This window comes from Streptomyces sp. 35G-GA-8, assembly GCF_023534745.1.
Classification (GTDB): Bacteria; Actinomycetota; Actinomycetes; order Streptomycetales; family Streptomycetaceae; genus Streptomyces.
In genome coordinates, this window is the sequence record NZ_JAMHJQ010000015.1 from 16,528 (window position 1) to 42,704 (window position 26,177).

The window sequence follows — 26,177 nt, forward strand, 5'->3', positions numbered from 1 at the left end:
GGCGGCGCCGGTCGCCGGTCGCCGGGTCGCCGGGTCGCCGGGTCGCCGGGTCGCCGGGTCGCCGGTCAGACGATCTCGCCGGCGCAGGACCCGTGGGCGTCGCAGGCGTAGCAGGTGTACCGCATGCATCCGGTGCACACCCCGATGTTCTCCAGCCGGTAGGTGTCCCAGCAGCTCTCGCACACGGCCCGCTCACGCAGCATGGCGTTCCAGCCGTCGCCGCCGCCGATGGCGTCGTACGAGGCGGCGACGTACTGCGCGCACGCGGTGTCATGGTCGGCTCCCCGCCGCGAGGACCACAAGTACCAGGAGTACACGGCGAAGAACGCCCTGCCGGTCAGCAGGTGATCGCCGCCACGATCGTCGCGTAGCCATGCTTCGGCGAGCTGCCCGACGCGCTCCTCGATCGGTATTCCGCGGCCGAGAACGCCATGGTTGTTACTCATCGCCGCATTATGCGGGCGGGCACGCACCCGTGGACAGGCCGCGCGATGACCTGAGGACCGACGCCACCGGTGGGCGGGAGGAAGTCTCCTGCCGCGCGAACGGGCGTGGCGGCGGGAGGAGGTGTATGCAGGAGACATGGATGTGCGGCATTTCCTGGGCCGCTTCGGCGGGTCACGGCGGCCCGGCAACGGACTGGTCGCCGTGCCGCTCGCGATCATCCTGGTGATCACCCTCGTCGATTTCCGCACTCCGCAGAAGATCCATCTCGATCCGTTCCTGGTGGCGGCGCCGGCGATCACGGCTTCGTTCGGCGGCGCCGGTCTCACCGCCGCCGTCGGGGCCCTCGCGGTGGGGGCCCAGGTCCTGATCCAGTACTCGCAGGACGCCCTGATGACCGCGAACCATCAGGCGCAGACCGCCGCTCTGATCTTGATCTCTGTCTTCGTCACACTCTTCCGCTTCGCGATGGACCGGCGTCAGCGGCAGATGCACCGGGTACGGTCGGTGGCCGTCGCGGCACAGAAGCTGCTGCTGCGGCCCCTTCCCCGGCGGATCGGACCGCTGATGATCGCCTCCGTGTATGTCGCGGCCGAGGAGGAGGCGCAGATCGGCGGGGACCTGTACGCCGTGGTTTCCGTCGCGGGCGCGATCCGACTGGTCATCGGGGATGTCCGCGGCAAGGGCCTGGCCGCGGTCGAGGACGCCGCGGGTCTGGTCGCCGCCTTCCGCGGATCCGCGTACCGGAACCTCTCGCTGCCCGCCATCGCGGCACACCTGGGGAATTTCACCCACTGGAATATCGTCCACCGCGCCGAGGTGGACGCCGACGCCGCGGAGTCCTTCGTGACCGCGCTGATCCTGGATGTCCACGACGATCGCCCGTACGTGGACCTGGTGGACTGCGGGCATCCCCCGCCACTGCTGCTGCGTAACGGCACGGTGCGCGCGCTGGATGTCGACGAGCCCGCACCGCCCCTGGGTCTGAGTGCCACCTCGGAGGGTGAGTACGTGGTCGAGACGTTCCGTTTCGCGCCCGGCGATCTGCTGCTGCTGTACACCGACGGTGTCGTCGAGGCCCGGGACCGGAGCGGCGGCTTCTATCCCCTGGCCGACCAGGTGGCCTCCTGGAACGAGGCGGACCCGCAGACCCTGGTCGACCGCATACACAAGGACCTGCTCCGGCACACCGACGGTGATCTCGGCGATGACGCGGCCGTCGTCGCTGTCACCCGGTCCCTGGCCGGGGTGGGCGCGGGCCCCGAGGGACGGGCCACGGACTGCCGATGACCAGGTGTATGGTGGGCGGCTGCGAAGGGGAGTAGCCCCGCGAACCGGTCGTCGACACACTGGAACCCGCCCGCGGGTTCCCGGTGGCCGGGCCTGTGTCAGGTGATGAGACGGGCGGGCGAGACCTTCGGCCCTTTTGTCGACGACTGATTGCGCGTCGGCGGGGCCGAAGTGGTGCCGCCGCCCCCGCGCTGGTCGACCTTCGGAGCCCCCGCCGGCGCGGGAAGGCTGAACGAGTCCCGTGATTGCTTTTCTCCTGCTCATCGTGTGCGCGGTGGCGATCTATCTCGCGTGCGAGTGGTTCGTCAACGCGGTGGAATGGCTGGGCCTGCGGCTCAAGGTCGGGAAGATGGCGGTCGGCACGATCCTGGCCGCGTTCGGCACCGCGCTCCCCGAATCCGTGGTCACCCTCGTCGCGGTCACCACCGGCGCGACCGAGGAGGCCAAGAACATCGGGGTGGGCGCCGCGATGGGCGGCCCCCTCGCGCTGGCCACCGTCGCCTACGGCGTGACCGGAGCGGTGCTCCTCCTCAAGCGCCGCAAGGAACGGCTGCTCGTGCCGGCCGATACCGGTATGCCGCCCAGCGGCCCCGGCGGCGGCGAGGCGCTGGGCGAGGAGAAGGACATGAAGCGCCTGGCCAAGGACCAGCAGTGGTTCCTGCCGATCTTCCTCGTGAAGGTCTCGCTCGGCCTGGTCGCCTTCGTCTNGGGAACGGCTGCTCGTGCTGGCCGATACCGGTATGCCGCCCAGCGGCCCCGGCGGCGGCGAGGCGCTGGGCGAGGAGAAGGACATGAAGCGCCTGGCCAAGGACCAGCAGTGGTTCCTGCCGATCTTCCTCGTGAAGGTCTCGCTCGGCCTGGTCGCCTTCGTCTTCAAGCCCGCCCTCGGCCTGCTGTTCTTCGCCGCCTACGCCGTCTACTTCTGGCGCGAGATCCGCAGCAGCCGCGCGGACGAGGACAACGAGGGCAACGAGGGCAACGAGGAAGAGGAACTGGAGCCGCTGAAGTTCCAGCCCAAGAAGGCATCTCCCGCCACCTGGGCCGTGGTCGCGCAGACCCTGGCCACCCTCGGCATCATCTTCCTCGCCGCGCACTACTTCGTGGCACAGCTCGATGTCATCGGCCCGATGCTCGGCCTGTCCGCCACCGTGACCGCCCTGCTGCTGTCCCCCATCGCCACCGAACTCCCGGAGATCATGAACGCGGTCATCTGGGTGCGCCAGGGCAAGATCAAGCTGGCGCTGGCGAACATCTCGGGCTCGATGATGATCCAGGCCACCGTCCCCAGCGGCATCGGCCTGCTGTTCACCAAGTGGCACTTCGACGGGGCCCTGCTGTGGTCCGGAATCATCACCATGGCCGCGATCGCCTATCTGCTGGCCACGATGCGGGCCCACAGACTCACCCCGGCCCGCCTCGCCGTCGCGGCCGGCTTCTATGTCGTCTTCGCGCTCGGCCTCATCCCGATCCTCGCCTGACCCGTGTCACGCTCCGGCTCCAGGTCCCCTACATCCCCGGGATGACCCGCGGAGCCGGTTACATCCGGGGAGGGACGTCGCCCCCGTACCGCGGCTTCTAGGTTCATGCCATGACTACTGATCTGGACAGCTCCCCACAGGTCGTCGTGCGGCTGGACGACGTCCACAAGGAGTACGGCGACGCGAAGGCCCTGGACGGCGTCCGCCTGGAGATCCGTGCCGGGGAAGCGGTCGCGGTGATGGGGCCCTCGGGGTGCGGCAAGTCGACCCTGCTCAGCATGGTCGCGGGCCTGGACCGCCCGACGTCGGGCACGGTGCGGGTCCACGGCCAGGATCTGGGGCAGTTGAACGAGACCGGGCTGGCGCTGTTCCGGCGGCGGCACATCGGCATGATCTTCCAGTTCTTCAATCTGATCGACGATCTGCCGGCACTCGACAATGTCGCGCTGGCCGCCCAGCTGACCGGCACGTCCGCCCGCCAGGCGCGCCGTCGCGCGCTGGAGCTCCTCGACGAGCTGGGCGTCGCCGGCCGCAAGGACACCTATCCGGCCGCGTTGAGCGGCGGGGAGCGGCAACGAGTGGCCGTGGCACGGGCGCTGATGAACCGTCCGGCCCTGCTGCTGGCCGACGAGCCGACCGGCGCGCTGGACAGCCGCTCGGGCGAGCAGGTCATGGATCTGCTGATCGACCTCAATCAGATCGGGCAGACCCTGCTGATCGTCACGCACGACCCGCGACTGGCCACCCGGTGTGCCAGTCGTCTGGTCGAGATCGCCGACGGCAGAGTGGCCCGCGAGAGCACCCTGGAGTCGACCGCGTGAGCCGAGCGCCGTGGTGGCGGGCCTCCTCCGGGATTTCCCGATATGTTGACGCACATGAGCGTGAAGCGCCCGAAAGGTAATTCACGCGCGCCGACACCCGGCGGCCGACCGTTCCCTTCCGCGACATTCCGCGACATTCGGCCGGAATATACGGACACACATGGACCCCGCCGGGCCGGAAATCATCTCCGGCCCGGCGGGGTTTCTTTCGTACGGTGCGGAATTGCTATCGCGTACGGTGCGGAATCACTATTGCGGCAGGCCCGCGGGCTGGGCAGCCCCGACGACCTTGCCGACGGCGTAGGCGCCCGTGACGAGAGCCGCGCCACCCGCGAAGGCGAGGGCAGGCGTGGCCAGAACCGGAGACGTCTCATGCGCCAGCCAGCCGGGGGTCTCCTCGGAGAGCCCACCGAGGCTCTCCATCTGTGCGTTGAACTTGTCTTCGATCATTTGTCCCTCCCCATGAGGAATGTGCGGTGGACGGTGGACACACGGAAGGCGGCCGGGGAAAGGGATGGATGCGCAGCCCTTTACCTGCTCGGACTCACCCGGGATGAGATACAAGCAGCTATTCGAACTGGGCGAGTATGACGTGGCTCACACCGCAAATGGAACGGATAATTCCAACGCCATTTCGACGCCATGACATTTATCAGACATGCGCATGACATACGTCAGCCGATGCCATGAGGAACCTCACCTCCGGGGTACCGGCTCCGCGGTGGTGGCGTCTACACGTATCCACCCACCACTGTGACAGAGGTCACAGATCCATAGGCGGTCGGCGGCAGCACGACACCGCGCCCGGGGAAGGACTTCATCCCCCGGGCGCGGCCGACTACGGGTCGGACGACTGGCGCGCTACTTCAGCAGGTACGCCTTCACGATGGTCGTCTCGTACGTGTTGCCGTTCTTGTCGGTGAGCTTCGCCTTGAAGGAGACCGACTTGGCCGTCTTCGGGTGGCTCAGCGACAGGCTCTTCCCGCCGTCCTTGCCGGTGGTGACCGGGGCCTTGGCCCACGTGGTCCCACCGTCGTAGGAGACCTGCACGGACAGGGACTTGAAGCCCTTGCCCGCCGCCGGGCCCTGGAGGGTCAGCGGGACGGTGAGCTTCTTGCCGGCCGCCGCGGCGCTGCCCAGATCCAGCTTCGGGGCGAAGCGGACGGTGGAGAGCGGAAGGGTGGCGACGATGTCATCGGCGGGCTGCTTCGAGGCGAACGCCCACTCCGCGGTGATACGCGTGCTGACCCCGGCGACCTTGGTGGAGCGCGACGCGTCCGTGCTGATGCGGTACGCGGCCGACTTCGCGGGCAGACCCCCGATGAACTGGCAGAGACCGTCCTTCTCGTCCAGGACATTCTTGCCGTCGACGCTGATCACCGTGCGCTGCTTGGAGACCTCCGACTGGCCGAAGTGGCCCGCTCCGTCGGTGAACACGGGGATACAGACGGCCAGTTCGTCACCCAGGCGCAGCGCGGTGTTGTCCTTGTCCACCTTCGGGCTGAAGACACCGACGTTGTATGTCTTCTCGTAGGTCTTCTTCGCCTGGTACGCGCGGGGCGGGTCGGACTGGAGGTACATGCCCCCCTCCTCGCTGCTGCCGTCCTGGCTGATGCCGAACTCCCAGTTGAAGCCCTTGGGAGCGGTGACATACGTCTTGGCCGTGCCGGGGAGGGCGAACGGCTGGGTGACCGTGCCGACGCCGAAGGACTCCGGGGCGGTCCAGAACGGGTTGACCGTGCCCTTGCGGCCCTTGGCCGAGGCGCCGGTCGTGATGTTCACCAGGGCCAGCTCGCTCTTGGACGCGGTGTGGCTGAAGCCGGTGTGCAGCGAACCGATGCGGTTGTAGAGGAGGTTGTAGCTGGTACTGCCCTTCTGCCAGGTACCGCCCACCTGGCTGCTGAACTCCCCGGCGGGCAGCGCCGCGCCGAGATGCGCGGTACGGAAGCCCTGGAACGAGTCCAGGAACCAGGTGCTGCCCAGGCCGTTGTCCCCCGCCTGAAGGGAGTAGTTGACGTACGCGTCGCCCAGCTTCGCGGAGTCCGGTGCCGTGATGGAGATGGGCTTGGCCTTGCGGGCGTCGAAAGTGACCGTGGTGTTCTTGGTGATCGAGTACTTCGGGTGCACCATCAGCGCGATGTCCGGGGGCGTCTCGCCGCCGTTGGGGGTCTGCACCGGCGCGTCGAGCGCGTAGGCGCCCTTGGGTACCCGGATCTTGGCGCTGCCGTCGCCGTCGCTGTCGTACGGGTTCTGCCAGAACTCGGCGGTGAGACCGAAGACGGTGCTCTCGGCCCGGGCGGGCTTGCCCTTGGTGTCGATGAACTTCATCGTGAGGTCGTACGACTCGACCTCGCGGGTCACGGCGAACGACGTACGGGCCTGCTGACCGCCCTCGGCCGCCTTGGCCGTGACCGCGCCGGAGTACGTGCCGTCCAGGGTGCCGACGCTGGTGTTCGCGGTGAGGTCGACATCGGCGGTGCCACCCGCGGGTACGGTGACCTGCTTCGCGCCGAGCGCGAAGAAGCCGGCCGGGGCGGGCTTGCCCTTGGGGCCGACCGTCGCCACCGACAGGTCGAGGGTCACCGGCTTCGCACCGCTGTTGCGGTAGGTGAGCCGCTTGGTCACCGGCTTGTCGTCGGTGTGCGGCCACTGCTGGACGCCGAAGCCCAGCGACGTCTGCTCGCTCACCACCGTCTGGGTGATCGCCCTGGCCACATCGGCGCGGCCGGTGCCCTGCTGATGGGCCGTCAGTCCGGTGCTGGGCTTGGCGGACGCGGTCAGCGTCTGCTTGATCCGCTGACCGGTCCAGTCCGGGTGCTGCTGGGCGAGGAGCGCGGCGGCGCCCGCGACATGCGGGGTCGCCATCGAGGTGCCCGACATCGACACATAGCCGTCGGCCGCCGGGTCACCGATCTGCCCCTGGGCCGCCTTCGCCGCGACGATGTCCACACCGGGTGCGGTGATGTCCGGCTTCAGCGAGCCGTCGGCCGTCGGACCCACGCTGGAGAAGTCGGCGATGTTGTCGGCGCGGTCGACCGCGCCGACGGTGAGCGCGGAGGCCGCGCTGCCGGGCGAGCCGATCGTGGCGGCGCCCGGACCGTCGTTGCCCGCGGCGATGACGAAGAGGATGCCCTTCTCGGCGGAGAGCTTGTCGACCGCCGCCTCCAGCGGGTCCGTCTCCGTGGTGTCGCCGCCGCCGAGGCTGAGGTTGGCCACCTTCGCGCCCTGGTCGGCGGCCCACTGCATGCCCGCGATGATGCCGGAGTCGTCGCCGAATCCGGAGTCGTCGAGCACCTTGCCGTCGAGGATCTTCACACCGGGCGCGACGCCCTTGTACTTGCCGCCGGACTTGGCGCCGGAACCCGCGGCGGTGGACGCGACATGCGTGCCATGGCCGAAGTGGTCGACCACGTTGCCTGAGCCCGAGAAGTCCTTCTGGGCCAGCTCCACACCCTTGAGGTCGGGGTGGGTCTCGTCAACGCCGGTGTCCAGAACGGCGATCTTCACGCCCTTGCCGTCGTATCCGGCCTGCCAGGCGGCGGGCGCGCCGATCTGCGGAACGCTCTTGTCGAGGCTCGCCCGGCGCTTGCCGTCGAGCCATACGCGCTCGATGCCCGGCGCGACCGTACGCTCACCGCTCCGCCGCTCGCCGGTCGCGGTGAGGGCGCGCCACACCTCGGAGGTACCGGTCTTGGGCGCGGTCACCGCCTCGCCCTTGACCGCGGGCAGGACGCGACGTACCGAGACATCCGCGGCCGAGATGGCCGACTTCGCCCGCGCCTTGTCCTCGGCGGCCTTGGCGTACGACACGATCAGGGGGAGCGTCGCGCGGTGCGCGTCGTCGTAGCGGTCCTCGATCAGCCGGCTGACATTGAACAGTCGCCGGTCCAGCTTGCCCTGGGCCACCAGCCGGGACGCGTCCGAGGGCAGCACATAGGTGGCGCCCGCTATTCGGTTGACGGCTATTCGGACACCTTCGCGGCCCTCGGCCGGCTCCACCCGTGTCACCCGGCCCTTGGCGTCCACATGGACACGGTCCCCGGTGATCAGGGTGACCACGGACGGCTCGCCCTTCGCCTGCCGCGCCTTCGCGGCGAAGGTCTCCGCGCGCTCGTCGGCCGAAGCGCTTCCGGACGCGGCCCCCGAGGCGGCACCCGTCGTGAGCCCCGCGGTGAGCAGCGCCGCCACCATGGCCGCGCCCGCCCTGCTTGTCTTTCTGAGCAACTCTCCCCCAAAGGTGAGGTGTTGTGTTGAACGAGCCCAAGCGACGCCTGCCGGGATGCGTGGTGATCAACCGGATCCAACGTCGGCACGGAAGACGGCGGGCGGACCCGAGGGGTTCCTTCGCACAACCGTCGAATTGACGCCACATTTCCGAGCGCCTTCGGCCACGTCCCGATGGTAGTGGGCCCTCAACTGGGTCCGGGGGCCCTCCGCTTGGGCCCGGACCCATCCTTAGGCTGCGGTCACTTGGGGGAACGGGAGACGACGCGGGCGAGGAGAACCGATGAAGGGCGCGGAAAGGTTTCACAGATGGCATGCGCATGACCACCCATTCGTTCCCCCGTCGCGCCGCGACCGGGGGCAGGGCGGTGCCGAGTACGCCGCGATGGTCGGTGTCGTCTCGCTGGTCGTCGCGGCGATCGTCGGTCTGAGCGTGCCCGCCGACACGGCGACCGGACTGAAGAGCGCGGTGTGCCGAATACTCCACCCGCTCAGCGGCGCCGAGGCGTGTTCCTCGGGTGACTACGCGGGCGACGACGGCGGAGGGGGCGACGGCGGGGGCGGAGGCGGCCCCGACGATCCCTTCGTACCCAACGGCGATCCCTTCGAGCCCGCGAAGTGTCTGCTGTCCCAGGACCAGACGAAGACCACCGTCGTCATCCAGATCCTCTTCATCAAGATCAGCAACTCGGAGACGCTCAAGCTCCAGCAGTGGTCCGACGGCACCGTCACCCTGGAACGCGTGACCGAGACCGGCGGCGGCGTCACGGCCAGCATCTCCGCCGGCATCCCCGGCCTGAAGGACTGGGGCGGCAGCGCTTCGCTCAGCGGCAGCTATGTGAAGGGCAGTGGCAGCGGCGGGCAGTGGCTCTTCAACGGGAACAAGAGCGGCGATCCCCAGGCGGATCTCGCGGCCAACCTGGAGGACGCCCAGCAGTTCGCCGAATATCTGAAGGCGATGGACGACTGCAACAGCCGGCCGGCGGGACCACGCTCCTCCGAACTGGGCATGATCTGCGGCTACCACGCGAACAAGAAGAAGCCCGACCTCGATCCGGAGAGGGCGCCGGACGTCGACATCACCAAGACCTCCGTCGAGGCGTCCGGCGGAGTGAGCTTCGGGAAGTCCTTCAAGGGCAACGGCAAGAGCGGGAAGGACACCAAGGGCGGCAAGGACGGCAAGGGCGCCGACGGCCCCAAGGACCTCGGCAGCATCTCCGCCGAAGGACTGTCCGGCTCGATGACCGAGGACGTCGTCGTCATGCGCGCCAAAACCGGCCCCGACGCCGGCAAGATCACCTTCGTCTACACCTTCAGCGTCAGCGGCACAGCCGGCGCGGTCGGCCAGGCCAAAGGCAGCAGAATGCAGCAGGTCGCCGTCACCTACGACGCCGCCGCCTACGACCAGGAAGAAAAAGACGGCAAACCACACCACCCACAGAAACTGACCATCACCACCAGCCAGGAAACCGGCGACGGCCCCGGCATCCAGACCGGCGCGGGAGCCAACGCCGGCCCCGTGACCATCGACGTCGGCGGCGGCGGCGGAACCATCAACTCCCAGATCCACACCGAATCCGCCGAGGTCACCCTCGACAACGACACCGACAGCACCACCGTCGAGGACTGGCTGCGCGGACGCGGCGACACCCCCGCAAGCAACCCACTGCCCACCCCCTCCGACGCCGCCGAAGCACTCGACGACGACGCCGGCCCCATCGAACGCCTCCTCCACGACAAGGGAAAACTCACCCGCCTCGACTACAACGCCAACACCGNCCGCGGACGCGGCGACACCCCCGCGAGCAACCCACTGCCCACCCCCTCCGACGCCGCCGAAGCACTCGACGACGACGCCGGCCCCATCGAACGCCTCCTCCACGACAAGGGAAAACTCACCCGCCTCGACTACAACGCCAACACCGACTGGTGGAACGCCTCACTCGGCATCGGCTTCGGCATCTCCGCCGGACAACTCACCCTCGGATTCAAACTCTTCGGCATCGACATCACCCACGAAGAGAAGAACCAGACCATCACCGGCGACCCCACCTACGCCAAAGGCCCACAGAGCGGCGGCGCCCGCCCCTGGGTCGAATGGAAGAACTGCACCCGGACCAAACCCATCCCCACCTGACCGACCGTCGCTCCGAGGGGGCCGGCTGTCCATGGGGCCGGGCCACCGGTGTCCTGGCTACGAGGCGGGCGGCCCCCTCCGCTACGAGAGGCGGGCCGCTACGAGAGGCGGGCGGCCCCCGCCAACGGCCGTGCCGGTCAGGGCAGTACGGCGATACCGTCCAGCTCGACCAGCGCCTGTTCGTCCCAGAGCCGTACGACCCCGATGACCGCCATCGCGGGATAGTCACGCCCGGCCAGCCGGCGCCATATCCGGCCGAGTTCGGCGGCGTGGGCGCGGTAGTCCGCGACATCGGTCGCGTACACGGTCACCCGGGCGAGATCCGCCGGCCCGCCGCCCGCCGCCGCCAGCGCGGTGAGGAGATTGCCGAGCGCGGTCTCGAACTGGGCGGGAAGCGTCTCCCCCACCACGGCGCCGCTCGTGTCGAGCGCGGTCTGACCGGCCAGCAGGACCAGCCGCCCGCCGGTGGCCGTGACGGCGTGCGAGAAGCCGGTGGCGGGCGAGAGCCCGGCGGGGTTGAGGCGTTCCAGACTCATCGCGCCCGCCCCCGGTCCTGGCGCGAGGGTCCGTACAACTCCTTGGCGATGATCGTGCGCTGGACCTCGGTGGCGCCCTCGTAGATCCGCGGCGCCCGGACCTCGCGGTAGAGATGCTCCAGCGGATGGCCGCGCTGGAGGGCGCGGGCGCCGTGCAACTGGACGGCGGCGTCGACGACATACTGCGCGGTCTCGGTGGCGAACAGCTTCGCCATGGCCGAGCGCCGCGGTACGTCGGGGGCGCCGGTGTCGTACGCCGTGGCCGCCGCGTACACCAGCAGCCGCGCCGCCTCGGTACGGGTCGCCATCTCCGCGATCTGGTGTGCCACGGACTGGAGCCGGCTGAGCGGGCCGCCGAACGCCCGGCGCTCCGCGGTGTGTTCCAGGGCCGCGTCCAGCGCCGCCTGTGCCATACCGACGGCGAAGGCGCCGACGCTGGGACGGAACAGGTTCAGGGTGCCCATGGCCACCCGGAAGCCGTGGTCCACCTCGCCCAGGACGTCGTCGCGGGTCACGGGTACGGCGTCGAAGGCGAGGGCGCCGATGGGGTGCGGGGAGAGCATCTCGATCGGGGTGCCGGTGAGCCCGGGACGGTCGGCGGGGACGAGAAAGGCCGTGACGCCGCGGGCCCCGGTGCCGGTGCCGGTGGTGGTGCCGGTGCCGGTGGTGGTGGTGGTGCCGTTCACGGTGGTGGAGCCGTTCCCGCCACGGTTGCCGGTTCCTGTGTCCGTGCGGGCGAAGACGGTGTAGAAGTCGGCGTCGGGGGCGTTCGAGATCCAGCGTTTCTCGCCGGTCAGCAGCCAGCCCTCGCCGTCCGGAACGGCCCGCAGGGCCAGCGCGGCGGCATCGGATCCGGCGCCCGGCTCGCTGAGCGCGAAGGCCGCCACGGCGCGGCCCGCGCGCACCTCGGGCAGCCAGCGTGCGCGCTGCCCGCCGGTGCCCGCGAGGACGAGCGGATACGCGCCGAGGCCCTGGAGCGCGAGCGCGGTCTCGGCCTCCGTACAGCCTTGGGCGAGGGATTCGCGCAGCAGACAGAGTTCCAGTGCCCCGGTTCCGAACAGCCTTTCCAGCAGGCCGAGTTCCCCCAGGGCGGCGATCAACGGACGGTTCACCGCGCCGGGTTCGCCCTTCTCGGCGATCGGTCGCAGCCGTTCCACGGCGAGGGCGCGCAGCCGTGCGCACCAGTCGCTCTGTTCCGGATCGAGCGAGAATACGGGCATCCGGGCCCCCACTTCCAGCGCGTCTATCGCGGACCGTTGACTGTCGTCATCTTCACGATACGCTCGATAAGCGAGCCCACCACAGCACCTCGATGGACGACCCCACCACCGCAAGGGGGCGCACCATGGAGCTGACACCGTCGGCCCACCGGGACACCTTCGCGCGCGACCATCTGCCGCCCGCGGACCAGTGGCCCCTGCTCCTTCCTCTCCCGTCCGTGCCGGACTCCCCCGGCCTCCCCCTCCCTCCCGGCTATCCCGACCGGTTGAACTGCGCGGCCGAGCTGCTGGACCGTACGGTCGAACGCTTCGGCGCGGACCGGCCCGCCTTGCGCGGGCCCGGCGGGGAGGTCTGGACGTACGGGGAGTTACGCGGGCGCGTCGACCGGATCGCCCATGTCCTCACCACCGATCTGGGCGTGGTGCCGGGAAACCGGGTGCTGCTGCGCGGGCCGACCACGCCCTGGCTGGCGGCCTGCTGGCTCGCGGTGCTCAAGGCGGGCGCGGTGGCCGTGACGGTGCTGGCCCAGCAGCGCGCGGCGGAGCTGGCCACCATGGGCGAGATGGCGCGGATCGGCCATGCCCTGTGTGACATCAGGTCGGTGGACGAGCTGATCAGGGCGGAGATCCCGGGGCTGCGGATCACGACCTATGGCGCGGATTCGGCGGACGATCTGCTGCGGCTGACGGACGACAAGCCGACGCGATACACGGCGGTGGAGACGGCGGCGGACGATGTGGCGCTGATCGCCTTCACCTCGGGGACGACGGGCCGGCCCAAGGGGTGCATGCACTTCCACCGTGACGTTCTCGCCATCGCCGACACCTTCTCGCGACAGGTGCTGCGCCCCGGGCCCGACGACCTCTTCGCGGGCAGCCCACCGCTCGGGTTCACCTTCGGCCTCGGCGGTCTGCTGGTCTTCCCGCTGCGGGCGGGGGCCTGCGCGCTGCTGCTCGAACAGGCGCGGCCCGCCCAGTTGTTGGCGGCGGTCGCCCGGCACCGGGTGTCGGTCCTGTTCACCGCGCCGACCGCCTATCGCCTGATGCTGGACGAGCTGGCCGCACACCCGTACGACATCTCCTCCCTGCGCCGCTGTGTCTCGGCGGGCGAGAATCTGCCGGCGGCCACCTGGCAGGCGTGGCGGGAGCACACCGGGCTGCGGGTCATCAACGGCATCGGGGCGACCGAGCTGCTCCATATCTTCATCTCCGCGGCGGACGAGGCGATCCGGCCGGGCACCACGGGGGTGCCCGTGCCGGGGTGGCAGGCGTGCGTCATGGACGGCTCGGGTGCGCCGGTGCCGGACGGCGAGCCGGGGCTGCTGGCCGTACGCGGCCCGGTGGGCTGCCGGTATCTGGCGGATCCACGCCAGCGCGAGTATGTGCGGGGCGGCTGGAATCTGACCGGCGACACCTACATACGGGAGCCCGACGGCTACTTCCGCTATGTGGCCCGCGCGGACGACATGATCATCTCGGCCGGGTACAACATCGCGGGCCCACAGGTCGAGGAGGCGTTGCTGGCCCATCCCGATGTCGTGGAGGCGGCGGTGGTCGGTCTGCCCGACGAGCTGCGCGGCCAGATCGTCGCGGCGTATGTCGTGGTGCGCGACGGCGTGGAGCGCGGCGAGACAACCGCGGCGGCGCTACGGGAGTTCGTCAGGGCGCGGCTGGTCCCGTACAAGTGCCCGCGCGCGGTGGTCTTCCTGGACGCGCTCCCCCGTACCCCCACCGGCAAACTCCAGCGCTTCCGGCTGCGGGTTCCGGGCCCCGGAGGGGCCGTCGACGGAGCCGGGGCTCTGTCGGAGAGGCTCTAAAGTGATCACGTGGCCGAGCAGCACACCCCCCGATCCCTGATCGTCACTCTGTACGGCGCGTACGGGCGCACACCGGACGACTCCCCACTCGCCGTGGCGGAGTTGATCCGTCTGCTGGGGGTCCTCGATGTGGACGCGCCGTCCGTACGTTCCTCGGTCTCCCGGCTCAAACGCCGTGGCCTGCTGGTCCCGGAGCGCACGGCGCGGGGCGGGGCCGGATACGCGCTGTCGGCCGAGGCCCGCCAGCTGCTCGACGACGGGGACCGCAGGATCTACGCCGGGCCCGCGCCCGAGTTGTCCGACGGCTGGGTCCTGGCGGTCTTCACCGTCCCCGAGTCCGAGCGCCACAAGCGCCATCTGCTGCGCTCCCGGCTGGGCAGGCTGGGCTTCGGGACGGCGGCGCCCGGGGTCTGGATCGCGCCGGGCCGGCTGTACGAGGAGACCCGGCACACCTTGCGGCGACTGCGGCTCGACTCGTATGTCGATCTGTTCGGCGGGCGCCATCTCGGCTTCGAGGCGACGGCCGACGCCGTGGCCCGCTGGTGGGATCTGGACGCGATCGCCACCCGGCACGAGGAATTCCTCGACGCGCACGAGCCGGTGCTGCGCGCCTGGGAGAGCCGGGGCCCGGGCTCGAACCGACGCGGGGACTCGGGCTCGGCGCAGGACGCGTACCGCGACTATCTGCTGGCCCTGGACTCCTGGCGGCATCTGCCGTACGCCGATCCAGGACTGCCCGCCGAGCTGCTTCCGAAGAACTGGCCGGGAGAGCGGTCCGCGGAGGTCTTCACCCGTCTGCACACCCGGTTGCGGGAAAGGGGCCTGGCGTTCGTGGAGCGACCGGTCAGCGAAGAGTGAGGCGCGGCTTCGGGTCGTCGGCGCGGCCCGCCGGGGGTGTGCGGCTGCCCGCGCGGTACGGCGCCGGCCACGGCGCGGCCGGGCCCTCGTACCCCTGGGCCGCGGCGGCGTGCAGTGTCCACTGCGGATCGTGAAGATGGGGGCGGGCGAGCGCGCACAGATCGGTACGGCCCGCGAGCAGCAGGGAGTTGACATCGTCCCAGGACGAGATGGCCCCCACGGCGATGACCGGTACGGACAGGGTGTTACGGATCAGATCGGCGAACGGGGTCTGGTACGAGCGGCCGAACTCGGGCCGTTCGTCGGCGACGACCTGGCCGGTCGACACATCGATCGCGTCGGCGCCGTGTGCGACGAAGGCGCGGGCGATCTCGACGGCGTCCTCGGGGGTGGTACCGCCCGGCGCCCAGTCGGTGGCGGAGATCCGGACCGTCATGGGCCGGTCGTCGGGCCAGTCGGCGCGGATGGCGTCGAAGACTTCGAGCGGAAAGCGCAGCCGGGCGGTGAGCGAACCGCCGTAGGCGTCGGTACGCCGGTTGGTCAGCGGGGAGAGGAAGCCGGAGAGCAAGTAGCCGTGGGCGCAGTGCAGTTCCAGCAGATCGAAGCCGCAACGCTGGGCCCGTCGGGCGGCGGCCGTGAACTGTTCGCGGATCGTGTCGAGTTGACGGCGGTCGAGCTGGTGCGGGACCTCGCTGACGCCCGGACGGTACGGCAGCGGTGAGGCGGCGACGAGCGGCCAGCCGCCCGCGGGCAGCGGCTCGTCCATGCCCTCCCACATCACACGCGTGGCGCCCTTGCGCCCGGCGTGTCCGAGCTGGACACCGATGGCCGTCCCGGGTGAGCGCGTGTGCACGAATTCGGTGACCCGGCGCCAGCCGTCGCCCTGCTCCCGGTTGTAGAGTCCGGCGCAGCCCGGGGTGATACGGCCCTCCGGACTGACACACACCATCTCGGTCATGACGAGCCCGGCGCCGCCCAGGGCGCGGGCCCCCAGATGTACGAGATGGAAGTCGCCCGGGACACCGTCCACGGCGGAGTACATGTCCATCGGCGAGACGACGACGCGGTTGCGCAGGGTCAGCCCGCGCAGCCGGAAGGGCGTGAACATCGGCGGGGTGCCGGGCGGGCAGCCGAAGTCCCGCTCCACCGCCCGGGTGAACGCGGGGTCGCGCAGCCGCAGATTGTCATGCGTGACCCGGCGGCTGCGGGTGAGCAGTCCGAAGGCGAACCGGCGCGGCGGCTGGTCGGTGTAGACGGCCAGCTCCTCGAACCAGCGCAGGCTGGCGGCGGCGGCACGCTGGGTGGACTCGACGACCGGGCGGCGCTCGCTCTCGTACGCCGCGAGCGCGTCCGGCAGCTCCGGGCGCTCCTCGATACAGGCGGCGAGCGCGAGGGCGTCCTCGACGGCGAGCTTGGTGCCGGAGCCGATGGAGAAGTGGGCGGTGTGGGCGGCGTCGCCGATCAGGACCGTATTGCCATGACTCCACCGTTCGTTGACCACGGTGCGGAACGCGCTCCAGGACGAGGCGTTGGCGCGCAGCGGCCGTCCGCCGAGCGCGTCGGCGAAGATCTTGGCGCAGCGTTCCGCCGACTGCCGCTCGTCGAGGTCGTCGAATCCGGCCGCCCGCCAGACCTCTTCGCGCATCTCGACGATGACCGTGCTCCGCGCGCCCGCGGCACCGTTCGCGTAGGGGTAGCCGTGGAGCTGCATCACGCCGTGCTCGGTCTCGGCGATCTCGAAGCGGAACGCGTCGAGGGCGAAGTCGGCGGCGAGCCAGACATAGCGGCAGCGATGGGTGGTGATCGTGGGGGCGAAGACCTCGGCGTGGGCCGCGCGGGTGAGGCTGTGGACCCCGTCGGCGGCGATCACCAGGTCGTGGGCGGTGGCGAGTTCGGCGGCGGGCGGGGACTCGGTGCGAAATCGCAGCCGTACGCCGAGGGACGCGCAGCGCTCGTGCAGGATCTCCAGCAGCCGGCGCCGCCCGAGCGCCGCGAAGCCGTGGCCGCCCGAGGTGAGGGTACGGCCGCGATGCACGATGTCGATCGTGTCCCAGCGTACGAACTCGGCCTGGAGCGCCCGGTGGACGACGGGATCCGCGTGCTCGATACCGCCGAGTGTCTCGTCGGAGAGCACGACACCGAAGCCGAAGGTGTCGTCGGGCGCGTTGCGTTCCCAGACGGTGATCTCGCGGCCGGGGTCGAGCCGTTTGAGCAGGGCGGCGGCGTAGAGCCCGCCCGGTCCGCCGCCGATGACCGCGACGCGCGGGACGGTGGCCATCAGCGGCCCTGCCACTTCGGGGGCCGCTTCTCGGTGAAGGCGGCGTGGAACTCCCGGTAGTCCGCGCCGTTCATCAGCAGCGCCTGGGTGGCCGCGTCCAGTTCCACGGCGGCGGCGAGCGGCATGTCGAGCTCGGCGGTGAGCAGGGCCTTGGTCTGCGCGTGGGCGAGCGCCGGGCCCTCGGCGAGCCGGCGGGCCAGCTCGGCGGCGCGCGCGTCGGCCCCGCCCGCGCCGGTGAGTTCGCTGATCAGCCCGATCCGTTCGGCCTCGGCCGCGGCCACCGGCTCGCCGAGCATCAGCAGCCGGGTGGCGTGCCCGAGCCCGACCACGCGGGGCAGCAGATAGGCCGCGCCCATGTCGCCCCCGGAGAGGCCGACCCGGGTGAAGAGGAAGGCGAAGCGGGCGGAGGGGTCGGCGATCCGGAAGTCGGCGGCGAGCGCGAGAACGGCGCCGGCGCCCGCGGCGACCCCGTGCACGGCGGCGATCACCGGGAAGGGGCACTCCCGGATCGCCCGGACCACCTGGCCGGTCATCCGGTTGAAGTCGAGGAGCCGGGCGGTGTCCAGGGCGAGGGTGGCGCCGATGATCTCGTCGACATCGCCGCCGGAGCAGAAGCCGCGGCCCTCACCCGCCAGGACGAGGGCGCGGACGGAGCGTTCCCGGGACAGCTCGGCGAGGAGATCGCGCAGATCGGCGTAGGCGCCGAAGGTGAGCGCGTTGAGCTTTTCGGGGCGGGCGAGGGTGACGGTCGCGACCCCGATGTCCGGGTCACGGGTCAGGCGCAGATGGCGCCACTCCTCGGTGCGGGGCGCGGAGCCGGTGAACGGGCTCATGGAGTGCGACCTCCTTCGGCGAACCTCAACGAACCTCGGCGGCCGCGACGACCTCAGAGACCTCCGCGGCCATGGCGGCCTTGGCGAGCTTCAGCGCCATGAAAACGTATCACCTGAATCTGACTCCCGTCACGAGTACGCGATACGCCCGTGACGGGCCCGCGATGCGTTCGCGTCCCTTTCGTAACAATTCCGCGAGATACCACCCGTACGCCGTCAAAGGTCCGGATGGGCAAGGGCCATTGGTCCCGTGTCAGGCGGGCCGGCGCCTCTTGTTAACCCGCTCACGCTCCGTATGGTTGAACGTGATAGCAATTGCCCCCGCACCCCCCTGCCGTATGTGTGCCTTGATCGGATCGCCCGCCATGCCAGAAGCCGGGGACTCCCCCTGGAGAGTCACGCTGCCCCACACTGTCGAAGCCGTGCCGATCGCGCGCGCCCTCGTCCGTGACGCTCTGGCACATCTGGAAGAGCCGACGCACAGCGACACGGCGGAGCTGCTCACCGCCGAACTCGTCGCCAACGCCATCCAGCACACCCCGGGGAGCGATCCGATCGAGCTGGTCGTGGAGCTGCTGCCGACCGGCTGCCAGGTCGAGGTGCACGACTGCGACCCGGCCCCGCCGGGCAATCTGTCGCACCCGGGGACAATGCCGGATCCATGGCAGGAGGGCGGCCGGGGCCTGCTGCTGATCAGTACACTCAGCGCCGCCTGCGGCCACCGCGCCACGGATCAGGGCAAGGCGGTCTGGTTCACGCTTCCGGCGTTCTGAATCCAACCCGTACTTTTCGGCCGCTCCACCGGGCCGCTCCCTACTGGGCGGCGCCGCTCCCGGACAGCGTCGCGACCAGCACGGCCTTGATGGTGTGCATCCGGTTCTCGGCCTCGTCGAAGACGACCGAGTGCGTCGACTCGAAGACCTCGTCGGTGACTTCCAGCTCCGTCAGACCGTGCCGCTCATGGATCTCCCGGCCCACCGCCGTGCCGAGATCATGGAAGGCCGGCAGGCAGTGCAGGAACTTCACGTCGGGGTTGCCCGTCGCGCGCAGCACGTCCATCGTCACGGCGTACGGACCGAGCGCCTTGATCCGCTCGTCCCAGACCTCCTTGGCCTCCCCCATCGACACCCAGACATCGGTGGCCACGAAGTCCGCGCCCGCCACACCCCCGGAGATCTCCTCGGTGAGCGTGAGCCGCGCCCCGCTGCTCGCGGCGGCCTCGCGGGCCAGGGCGAGGATGTCGTCCGAGGGCCAGTAGGCGCGCGGCGCGACGATCCGTACGTCCATGCCGAGCAGGGCGCCGGTGACCAGATACGAGTTGCCCATGTTGAAGCGGGCGTCCCCGAGATAGGCGAAGGCGATCTCCGTCAGCGGCTTGTCGGTGTGCTCGGTCATCGTCAGCACATCGGCGAGCATCTGCGTGGGGTGCCACGTGTCCGTGAGGCCGTTGAAGACCGGGACGCCGGCGTACGCGGCCAGTTCCTCCACGGTCTCCTGGGCGTCCCCGCGGAACTCGATACCGTCGAACATCCGCCCGAGCACCCGGGCGGTGTCCTTCGCCGACTCCTTCTTCCCGATGTGCGAGCCGGCCGGGTCGATATAGGTGGTGGAGGCGCCCTGGTCCGCCGCCGCCACCTCGAAGGCGCACCGGGTGCGGGTGGAGGCCTTCTCGAAGATCAGGGCGATGTTCCTGCCGCGCAGCCGCTGGACCTCGGCGCCCGCCTTCTTCGCGGCCTTGAGTTCCGCGGCCAGATCGACCAGACCGCGGAACTCCCCGGCCGTGAAGTCCAGCTCCTTGAGGAAGTGGCGGCCTTCGAGGTGTATGGCCATGATGGCTGCTCCTGGGGCGCGAGTCGCGAAGAGGGGCGAAGATACCGGACACTGGAACTATATACGACAACCTGCATCGCTATACAGTCGCGCCTCGTTGTCGCCGCGCCCCGGCTCCACACCGCGTCTCCACACCGCGTCTCTACACCGCGTCGCGTTCCACCGGGCAGCTCATACAGCGCGGCCCGCCCCGCCCCCGGCCCAGCTCGCCGCCCGGGATCTCGATCACCTCGATGCCCTGTTTCCGCAGATGCGTGTTGGTGGTGACATTGCGCTCGTAGGCGACGACGACCCCGGGCTCGACGGCGAGCACATTGCAGCCGTCGTCCCACTGCTCGCGCGCCGCCGAGTGCACATCCTGGGTGGCGGTCAGTACCCGGATGTCCGCCAGGCCGAGGGCCGCCGCGATGGCACGGTGCATATGCTCCGGCGGATGGTCGGTGACCTTGAGTTCCCGGCCGTCACCGCCCGGTTCGATGGTGTACGAGCGGAGCATGCCGAGGCCCGCGTACTGCGTGAAGGTGTCGCCGTCGACCATCGTCATCACGGTGTCGAGATGCATGAACGCCCGCCGCTTGGGCATGTCGAGCGCCACGATCGTGGTGGCGGAGCCTGCCGCGAAGAGCCCGCGCGCCAGCATCTCGACCGCCTGCGGAGTGGTCCGCTCACTCATCCCGATCAGTACGGCGCCCTTGCCGATGACCAGGACGTCTCCGCCCTCGATGGTGGACGGGTAGTCGTCCTGCCCCTCCGACCAGTGGTGGAAGGCCCCGGCGGCGGGCCCGGTGAACAGCGGATGGTGTTTGTAGATCGCCTCGAAGTGCACGGTCTCGCGCTGCCGGGCGGGCCAGCGCATCGCGTTGATGCTCACGCCGTCATAGATCCAGGCCGAGGTGTCCCTGGTGAAGAGATGGTTCGGCAGCGGGTCGAGCAGGAAGTCGTCCAGCTCCATCGCGTGGAAACGTACGGACACCGGCTCCGCGTGCTGCTCCAGGAACTCCCGCTTGGTCATCCCGCCGACCAGCGCCTCGACCAGCCGGTCCGTGGGCAGTTCATCGAAGATCGCCCGGAGATGGCCGGTGGCGAGCGGCCCGTACTCCTTCTCGTCGAAGACCCGGTCCAGAACAAGCCGCCGGGCCGCCGGGAGGTCCAGGGACTCCCGCAGCAGATCGCCGAAGAGATGCACCTGAACCCCCCGCTCACGCAGGAGCGCGGCGAACGCGTCGTGCTCCTCCTGAGCGCGGCGTACCCAGAGCACGTCGTCGAAGAGCAGTGTGTCCTTGTTACCGGGTGTGAGGCGTTTCAGCTCCAGATCGGGGCGGTGCAGTATGACGCGGCGCAGCCGCCCGGTCTCGGAGTCGACATGGAATCCCATGTCTCCCATCCTCACCGCATGGAGCGCGGTTCACTCGGTGAACGGCCGGGTCCGCGACGGCGCTCGCGCACTACGCGGTGAGTCCGAGCGGCTGTCCCGCCCCGGGGTGCGGGTGGCGGAGGCGATGGCAGCAGCGCGATCGTCCTCGGCGGGCAGCGGAACTCGGTGGCCCCGGAGGGCAGGCCCTCAGCGTGCGTCCGCGTCGGTGAGCGCGCTCAGCTCCGCGATCCGCTCCGGCCCGACCCGGCAGCAGCCCCCGACGAGCCGCGCCCCCGCCGCCTGCCAGGACCGCACTCGGGACGGGTCGAACGTGGCGTCCCCGCGCCAGCTCCGCGTCCCGGCGTCCCAGCTCTCCCCGCTGTTCGGATAGACGACGACCGGCTTGCCGGTCACCGAGGCGGCCAGCTCGACCGCGCCGTCCGTGTCCCCCGGCTCGCAGCAGTTGATCCCCACCGCGATCACCTGGTCGTCGCCCGCCGCCAGGGCGAAGGCATCGGCGAGCGGTTGTCCGGCCCGGGTGCGCTCGCCCTCGATGGAGTACGAGAGCCAGACCGGCACCCCGCAGCCGGCGGCGGCCCGCAGCAGCGCCTCCGCCTCGTCGGTGTCCGGGACGGTCTCCAGCGCCAGCGCGTCGGGACCGGCCGAGGCGAGGGTCTCGATCCTCGGCCGGTGGAACCGTTCAAGCTCCCGCACCGACAGTCCGTACCGGCCCCGGTACTCACTGCCGTCGGCGAGCATCGCGCCGTACGGTCCGACCGAGGCCGCCACCCACACCTCGTCCCGCTCCGCCTCGCCCGCCCGGCGTGCCAGCTCCACGCTGCGCACCAGCAGCGCGCCCGCCGTGTCGCGCGACACCCCGCGCCGCGCGAACCCCTCGTATGTCGCCTGATAGCTGGAGGTGATCAACACCCGCGCACCCGCCCGCACATACGCCACGTGGGCCGCCTCGATCTGCTCGGGGCCCTCGACGAGCAGCCGTGCCGACCAGAGGGCGTCGGACAGATCGGCGCCCTGCGCGGCGAGCTGGTTGGAGAGACCGCCGTCGAGAACGACGGTCCCCTCGGCAAGGGCGGAGGCGAGTGTGCGGGTGGGTTTCACGGTCGCTCCAGTACGCGGTACGGCAGGGACAGGGGCAGGTACCAGGCTCTGCCCCTGCCCCGGTCGCCGAACGAAGCTAGTTCAGCTGGGATTGGACCTGTGAGGAGATCAGCTCCAGATGGTCGAGATCGTCCAGATCCATCACCTGGAGATAGATCCGCGACGCGCCGACCGCGCCGTAGCGCCCGATCTTGTCGACCACCTCGTCGGGCGAGCCCGCGAGTCCGTTCACCTTCAGCTCCGCCACCTCCCGTCCGATGGCCGCGGCCCGGCGGGCCACCTCCGCGTCGTCCTTGCCGACACACACGATCAGCGCGTTCGAATACACAAGATCGTCCGCCGCGCGCCCCACGGCCTCGGCGGCCGCCCGCACCCGGGCGAACTGTGCGTCGGTGTCCTCGATGGAGGCGAACGGAAGATTGAACTCGTCCGCGTACCGCGCGGTCAGCCGCGGGGTGCGCTTCGCGCCATGGCCGCCGATCAGAATCGGCACCTTGCGCTGCGCGGGCTTGGGCAGCGCGGGTGAGTCGGTCAGCTGGTAGTACGTGCCGTCGTAGGAGAAGGTCCGGCCGGTCTCCGTGGCCCAGAGGCCGGTCACGATCGCCAGCTGCTCCTCCAGCCGGGGGAACTTCTCCTTGGGGAACGGAATCCCGTACGCCTTGTGCTCCTCCTCGAACCAGCCCGCGCCCAGGCCCAGTTCGACCCGGCCGCCGGACATCTGGTCCACCTGGGCGACCTGGATGGCCAGCACGCCCGGCAGCCGGAACGTACCGGCCGTCATCAGCGTGCCGAGGCGGATCCGCTTGGTCTCCCTGGCCAGCCCGGCCAGGGTGATCCAGGCGTCCGTCGGCCCGGGGAGCCCATCGGCGGACCCCATCTTCAGATAGTGATCCGAACGGAAAAAGGCGTCGAAGCCCAGGTCCTCAGAGGCCTTGGCCACGGTCAGCAGTGTCTCGTAGCTCGCCCCTTGCTGGGGCTCGGTGAAGATTCGAAGATCCATGTCCTCCATCCTGCACCTTCGGGCAGGGGTCCCCGTTGACCTCCCTGCCGATCCTGCTCTCCCGCTCCCACTCCCCCTCCCGTTCCCTTTGCCGCTGCCGCTGCCATTCCAGCCCGAGCTGCCGCTCCTCGCGCTGACGCGCCCACTCCCGCTCCCGCTCGCGGTCCCGCGCCACGAGCCTGCGCAGCATCACGCCCACCCGGTCATTGGACTCGTCGGCCGCGTCGATCGCGTCGATGCACTGCCAGTACAGCCCTTCCTCGTCCGTGGCGCACGCCACCGCCACCAGCGCGATCCCGACCTCGCCCAGCAGCGCGCCGAGCCCGGTCAGGGCCGCCCGGATGTCGGCCACCCCGGAGAGCTGTCCGGCCCGTATCCGGCCGATGCGCGGCGCCGGACGGTCCGATAACCCCGCAAGCCCTTCGAGCAGTCCGTCCGGCGGTCCGCAGTCCTGCCCGCCCCCCTCGGCCAGCTCCCGCGCCTCGCTCTTCAGCTCCTTCGGTCCGTTCAACGCCAACTGGACGCCGATCGCCCGGGCCAGGCTCTGCGCCTGCCAGGCCTCCGCGATGACATCCCACTCGTCCGTGCTCCCGGCCAGGGCATGCCGGCTCACTCCGATGAGCCGTTCCGCATCCATCCGCTGCCCCCGTTCGTACGACAATCCTGCCCACGCACTCCACTACCCAGAGTGAGGTATTGGCGGCAGAAAGGCCAGAGCAATGCGGAAATCTCTGGACAGCAGGCTCGTTGTGCATAACTCGGCAACTCCATAGAGTGACGATCAGGAAGAATCGCGGCCAACCGCCGGTCGCTTGGGCGGGTAGCGGACCTCATTCCGGTCCATCTTGTCGGCGAGCGCGACGAGCGGATCGATCCCCAGCACCTCGCAGAACTGGAGCAAGTAGGCGAGCACATCCGCGACCTCGTCCGAGACCCGGTGGGCGGAGTCCGGGTCCTCCATCACCCGCGCCGACTGCTCGGGCGTCAACCACTGGAAGATCTCCAGCAGTTCCGACGCCTCGACGCTCAGCGCCGCCACCAGGTTCTTGGGGGTGTGGTACTGCTCCCAGTCGCGCGCCGCCGCGAACCGGGCCAGTCTGCGCTGCATTTCCGCTACATCGAGTTCCGTCACGGATCCAGGTCTACCACCGTCACCCCGGCGGCCCCCCGCGCGCAGGAGGCGTCGCCGACCGCCCCGACCAGGGTGATGCGCCCCTCCGCGCAGACCGCCGAAGCCAGCGAGAGCAGTTCGCGCGCCTGCCGCCGGTCCAGGCTCCGGTCGAATCCGTCCGCGAGGACGGTGAGCGATCGCAGCCCCGGGGGCACCTCAGGGGTCTGGTCGCCGGCCAGTACGCCCGGTCCCGTGAGCAGTACGAGCGCGAGCGCCAGATATCTCAGCTCGCCCTCACCGAGCCGGCCCACGGGGGTGGCCGCCCTGGTGCCCGAGGCGTCCCGGGCGAGCAGCGCGCGTACCGTACCGTCGGCGAGCTGCTCGACGGCGAGTTCCGTCACCGGCCCCGCGCAGCCGGCCCGCGCCGCCGCGGCCAGCCGGGCCCGCCGGCGGGCGCAGCCGTCGCGCGAGCGGTCCAGCGTCCGGTCGAGCACCGCCGCCAGATTCTCGCAGCCCCGGCGCAGCCGCCCCTGCCCCGCCGCCACCGGATACCGCATGAGCTGGGGCTGCGGGTCGCAGACGAAGACCGACCGCAGGGCCAGCACGGTCTGTTCCGCGGCGGCGAGCACCAGCGACTCGCCCTCCGTACGGCCCCCCACCCGCAGCGGGAGCAGCGCCGTGCCCAGCCGGTCGTCGGGGAGCGGCGCCCGGGTCACCGGTACGGCGCCTGCCGTGTGCCAGGCCGCCTGCACCGTGGGCCGTCCCGGGTCGCGCAGCGCCGTGGTGAGCAGGGTCTGCCCGCGACCGGTCAGCCGCTCGCCGACGATGCGGAGTTCGGGCTCGGCCTGGACGGCGAGATCGAGCCGTACGGGACCGACCGGGCCGTCGACGGTGCAGCCGATCCGGAAGCCGCGCCGCCCCTGGGCGTCGGGCGCGGCCCGTTCCGGAACGCAGGCCACCGGATCCGGGAAGACATCGGCGAGGGGCGCGCCCGCACCGAGTCTGGCAAGCGACTCGTAGGCCCGCAGCGCGGTGGACTTCCCACTGCCGCTCGCTCCGGTGAACAGGGTCATGGGGCTCAGGGGAAAAGCCGCTCCGCGGTGCGAGGTGAAGGCGGAGAGCCTTAGTTCGGTGATGGTGGGACGCGCGCGGGTTGCTTCCATGGCCGGACCGTATGCGGCCCAAAAGCTGCCGAACCGTTACGCCTTGGCCACCTTCCTACGATCGGGGGACGGCGTCGGCCGCGATCCCCTCGACCTCCGTGCCGATCGGGGCCAGCAGGAAGACGTTCTTGTCGACCCGGTGCATCCCGCTGCCGAGCCCGAAGACGACCCCGCTGCTGAAGTCCAGGATGCGTTTGGCCACATCGGGCTCCGCACCGGTCAGATCCAGCAGTACCGGGATCCGCGCGATCAGATGGTCGGCGACCTCCCGCGCGTCCGCGAACACCTGTACCCGCAGCACGATGAAGCGCCGGTTCGCCGCCTCGAAGTCCTGGGGGACGGTGCGGTGATCGACCCGCGAGGGCCATTCGTTGCGACCGCGCAGCGGCACGACCTGGGCCAGGCCCTCCCACTGCTCGTCGGTCGCGTCGTATCCGTCGTACCTGCCGTAGCGGCTCATCGGACCACCCCGCCCGTACGCTGTGTCTGCATCCGGCCATCCTCCCGCGCCTCACCCGTTCGGCCCAACAGCGACACGGCCCGGCAGCGGACCGGCTTCATCGGCCCTGACCGGAAAACCGCCGCCGCGCGCCGAAGCGACGCCGGGCGACGCCGGGACCCCGCCCCCCGAGACGGGTGAGTCCGTCTCGCCGGGGCCCCATCC

At 70.5% G+C, this 26,177-nt stretch carries 20 protein-coding genes and 2 pseudogenes; 7 read left to right on the forward strand and 15 right to left on the reverse strand.

The window, feature by feature from the left end:
• Positions 1 to 65: 65 nt before the first annotated feature.
• Positions 66 to 446, reverse strand: a complete 381-nt coding sequence (locus tag M1203_RS29930; RefSeq protein ID WP_249952953.1) for a hypothetical protein — start codon at positions 444 to 446, stop codon at positions 66 to 68.
• Positions 447 to 582: 136 nt separating this feature from the next.
• Here M1203_RS29930 and M1203_RS29935 point away from each other — a divergent pair, with 136 nt between their 5' ends.
• From M1203_RS29935 to M1203_RS29950, 4 genes and pseudogenes are all read left to right on the forward strand, one after another.
• The gene (locus M1203_RS29935) at positions 583 to 1,734 is read left to right on the forward strand and encodes a PP2C family protein-serine/threonine phosphatase (RefSeq protein ID WP_249952954.1); all 1,152 of its coding nucleotides are present in this window, start codon (positions 583 to 585) and stop codon (positions 1,732 to 1,734) included.
• A gap of 274 nt (positions 1,735 to 2,008) precedes the next feature.
• A pseudogene (locus M1203_RS29940) lies at positions 2,009 to 2,215 on the forward strand (sodium:calcium antiporter); the annotation flags it as partial.
• A gap of 241 nt (positions 2,216 to 2,456) precedes the next feature.
• Positions 2,457 to 3,212 carry a sodium:proton exchanger gene (locus tag M1203_RS29945; RefSeq protein WP_249952955.1) on the forward strand — a complete coding sequence of 252 codons (756 nt, stop codon included), beginning with the start codon at positions 2,457 to 2,459 and terminating at the stop codon, positions 3,210 to 3,212.
• 110 nt (positions 3,213 to 3,322) lie between these two features.
• Entirely contained in the window at positions 3,323 to 4,033 is a 711-nt protein-coding gene (locus tag M1203_RS29950) for an ABC transporter ATP-binding protein (RefSeq protein ID WP_249952956.1), read from the forward strand.
• A gap of 249 nt (positions 4,034 to 4,282) precedes the next feature.
• Here the strand turns inward: M1203_RS29950 and M1203_RS29955 are convergent, their stop codons facing one another.
• The 4 genes from M1203_RS29955 to M1203_RS29970 form a co-directional block, all read right to left on the reverse strand.
• Complete coding sequence (locus M1203_RS29955; protein ID WP_249952957.1) at positions 4,283 to 4,483, reverse strand: hypothetical protein; 201 nt, start codon at positions 4,481 to 4,483, stop codon at positions 4,283 to 4,285.
• A 411-nt stretch (positions 4,484 to 4,894) separates the two neighbouring features.
• Positions 4,895 to 8,257, reverse strand: coding sequence for a S8 family peptidase (locus tag M1203_RS29960; RefSeq protein ID WP_249952958.1), 3,363 nt, complete (start codon positions 8,255 to 8,257; stop codon positions 4,895 to 4,897).
• Between the two features lie 2,274 nt (positions 8,258 to 10,531).
• Complete coding sequence (locus M1203_RS29965; protein ID WP_249952959.1) at positions 10,532 to 10,930, reverse strand: RidA family protein; 399 nt, start codon at positions 10,928 to 10,930, stop codon at positions 10,532 to 10,534.
• Positions 10,927 to 12,150 carry an acyl-CoA dehydrogenase family protein gene (locus M1203_RS29970; RefSeq protein ID WP_249952960.1) on the reverse strand — a complete coding sequence of 408 codons (1,224 nt, stop codon included), beginning with the start codon at positions 12,148 to 12,150 and terminating at the stop codon, positions 10,927 to 10,929. Before M1203_RS29970 ends, M1203_RS29965 begins: the two co-directional genes overlap by 4 nt.
• A 125-nt stretch (positions 12,151 to 12,275) precedes the next feature.
• Here M1203_RS29970 and M1203_RS29975 point away from each other — a divergent pair, with 125 nt between their 5' ends.
• Both M1203_RS29975 and M1203_RS29980 read left to right on the forward strand, forming a co-directional pair.
• A complete protein-coding gene (locus M1203_RS29975; RefSeq protein ID WP_249952961.1) occupies positions 12,276 to 13,967 on the forward strand; it encodes an AMP-binding protein in 1,692 nt (563 codons plus the stop codon).
• Between the two features lie 9 nt (positions 13,968 to 13,976).
• A complete protein-coding gene (locus M1203_RS29980; protein ID WP_249952962.1) occupies positions 13,977 to 14,825 on the forward strand; it encodes a PaaX family transcriptional regulator C-terminal domain-containing protein in 849 nt (282 codons plus the stop codon).
• Here the strand turns inward: M1203_RS29980 and M1203_RS29985 are convergent.
• Together M1203_RS29985 and M1203_RS29990 are read right to left on the reverse strand one after the other, a co-directional pair.
• Positions 14,812 to 17,103 carry a bifunctional salicylyl-CoA 5-hydroxylase/oxidoreductase gene (locus tag M1203_RS29985; protein WP_249953108.1) on the reverse strand — a complete coding sequence of 764 codons (2,292 nt, stop codon included), beginning with the start codon at positions 17,101 to 17,103 and terminating at the stop codon, positions 14,812 to 14,814. The genes M1203_RS29980 and M1203_RS29985 overlap by 14 nt on opposite strands.
• Entirely contained in the window at positions 17,103 to 17,936 is an 834-nt protein-coding gene (locus M1203_RS29990) for an enoyl-CoA hydratase family protein (protein ID WP_249952963.1), read from the reverse strand. Before M1203_RS29990 ends, M1203_RS29985 begins: the two co-directional genes overlap by 1 nt.
• Before the next feature lie 365 nt (positions 17,937 to 18,301).
• On the opposite strand from M1203_RS29990, the gene M1203_RS29995 reads away from it, so the two are divergent.
• On the forward strand, positions 18,302 to 18,709 hold the full coding sequence (locus M1203_RS29995; protein ID WP_249952964.1) for an ATP-binding protein: 408 nt from the start codon (positions 18,302 to 18,304) through the stop codon (positions 18,707 to 18,709).
• 40 nt (positions 18,710 to 18,749) lie between these two features.
• Here the strand turns inward: M1203_RS29995 and argF are convergent, their stop codons facing one another.
• The 8 genes and pseudogenes from argF to M1203_RS30035 all read right to left on the reverse strand — a co-directional run bounded on the left by argF (position 18,750) and on the right by M1203_RS30035 (position 25,973).
• A complete protein-coding gene (gene argF, locus M1203_RS30000) occupies positions 18,750 to 19,766 on the reverse strand; it encodes an ornithine carbamoyltransferase (protein ID WP_249952965.1) in 1,017 nt (338 codons plus the stop codon).
• Positions 19,767 to 19,908: 142 nt separating this feature from the next.
• Positions 19,909 to 21,141 carry an arginine deiminase gene (locus tag M1203_RS30005; protein ID WP_249952966.1) on the reverse strand — a complete coding sequence of 411 codons (1,233 nt, stop codon included), beginning with the start codon at positions 21,139 to 21,141 and terminating at the stop codon, positions 19,909 to 19,911.
• Positions 21,142 to 21,327: 186 nt separating this feature from the next.
• On the reverse strand, positions 21,328 to 22,239 hold the full coding sequence (gene mmuM, locus M1203_RS30010; protein ID WP_249952967.1) for a homocysteine S-methyltransferase: 912 nt from the start codon (positions 22,237 to 22,239) through the stop codon (positions 21,328 to 21,330).
• Positions 22,240 to 22,315: 76 nt separating this feature from the next.
• On the reverse strand, positions 22,316 to 23,239 hold the full coding sequence (locus M1203_RS30015; protein ID WP_249952968.1) for an LLM class F420-dependent oxidoreductase: 924 nt from the start codon (positions 23,237 to 23,239) through the stop codon (positions 22,316 to 22,318).
• 151 nt (positions 23,240 to 23,390) lie between these two features.
• A pseudogene (locus tag M1203_RS30020) lies at positions 23,391 to 23,876 on the reverse strand (DUF6099 family protein); the annotation flags it as partial.
• 144 nt (positions 23,877 to 24,020) lie between these two features.
• Positions 24,021 to 24,371 (reverse strand): nucleotide pyrophosphohydrolase, encoded by a 351-nt coding sequence (locus M1203_RS30025; RefSeq protein ID WP_249952969.1) that lies wholly within the window; start codon positions 24,369 to 24,371, stop codon positions 24,021 to 24,023.
• The gene (locus M1203_RS30030) at positions 24,368 to 25,513 is read right to left on the reverse strand and encodes an ATP-binding protein (protein ID WP_249952970.1); all 1,146 of its coding nucleotides are present in this window, start codon (positions 25,511 to 25,513) and stop codon (positions 24,368 to 24,370) included. The genes M1203_RS30025 and M1203_RS30030 overlap by 4 nt, the downstream gene beginning before the upstream one ends.
• 55 nt (positions 25,514 to 25,568) lie before the next feature.
• Positions 25,569 to 25,973 carry a cell division protein SepF gene (locus tag M1203_RS30035; protein ID WP_249952971.1) on the reverse strand — a complete coding sequence of 135 codons (405 nt, stop codon included), beginning with the start codon at positions 25,971 to 25,973 and terminating at the stop codon, positions 25,569 to 25,571.
• Between the last annotated feature and the right edge of the window lie 204 nt (positions 25,974 to 26,177).

What these genes read in the sequence shown, in the direction of transcription:
- M1203_RS29975 (WP_249952961.1), top strand. Translation starts at nt 12,276, where the DNA reads ATGGAGCTGACACCGTCGGCCCACCGGGACACCTTCGCGCGCGACCAT.
- argF (WP_249952965.1), bottom strand. Translation starts at nt 19,766, where the DNA reads ATGGCCATACACCTCGAAGGCCGCCACTTCCTCAAGGAGCTGGACTTC.
- M1203_RS29955 (WP_249952957.1), bottom strand. Translation starts at nt 4,483, where the DNA reads ATGATCGAAGACAAGTTCAACGCACAGATGGAGAGCCTCGGTGGGCTC.
- M1203_RS30035 (WP_249952971.1), bottom strand. Translation starts at nt 25,973, where the DNA reads ATGAGCCGCTACGGCAGGTACGACGGATACGACGCGACCGACGAGCAG.
- M1203_RS29935 (WP_249952954.1), top strand. Translation starts at nt 583, where the DNA reads ATGGATGTGCGGCATTTCCTGGGCCGCTTCGGCGGGTCACGGCGGCCC.
- M1203_RS30015 (WP_249952968.1), bottom strand. Translation starts at nt 23,239, where the DNA reads ATGGATCTTCGAATCTTCACCGAGCCCCAGCAAGGGGCGAGCTACGAG.
- M1203_RS30005 (WP_249952966.1), bottom strand. Translation starts at nt 21,141, where the DNA reads ATGGGATTCCATGTCGACTCCGAGACCGGGCGGCTGCGCCGCGTCATA.
- M1203_RS29985 (WP_249953108.1), bottom strand. Translation starts at nt 17,103, where the DNA reads ATGGCCACCGTCCCGCGCGTCGCGGTCATCGGCGGCGGACCGGGCGGG.
- M1203_RS29970 (WP_249952960.1), bottom strand. Translation starts at nt 12,150, where the DNA reads ATGCCCGTATTCTCGCTCGATCCGGAACAGAGCGACTGGTGCGCACGG.
- M1203_RS30030 (WP_249952970.1), bottom strand. Translation starts at nt 25,513, where the DNA reads ATGGAAGCAACCCGCGCGCGTCCCACCATCACCGAACTAAGGCTCTCC.
- M1203_RS29930 (WP_249952953.1), bottom strand. Translation starts at nt 446, where the DNA reads ATGAGTAACAACCATGGCGTTCTCGGCCGCGGAATACCGATCGAGGAG.
- M1203_RS29990 (WP_249952963.1), bottom strand. Translation starts at nt 17,936, where the DNA reads ATGAGCCCGTTCACCGGCTCCGCGCCCCGCACCGAGGAGTGGCGCCAT.
- M1203_RS29965 (WP_249952959.1), bottom strand. Translation starts at nt 10,930, where the DNA reads ATGAGTCTGGAACGCCTCAACCCCGCCGGGCTCTCGCCCGCCACCGGC.
- M1203_RS29950 (WP_249952956.1), top strand. Translation starts at nt 3,323, where the DNA reads ATGACTACTGATCTGGACAGCTCCCCACAGGTCGTCGTGCGGCTGGAC.
- M1203_RS29995 (WP_249952964.1), top strand. Translation starts at nt 18,302, where the DNA reads ATGCCAGAAGCCGGGGACTCCCCCTGGAGAGTCACGCTGCCCCACACT.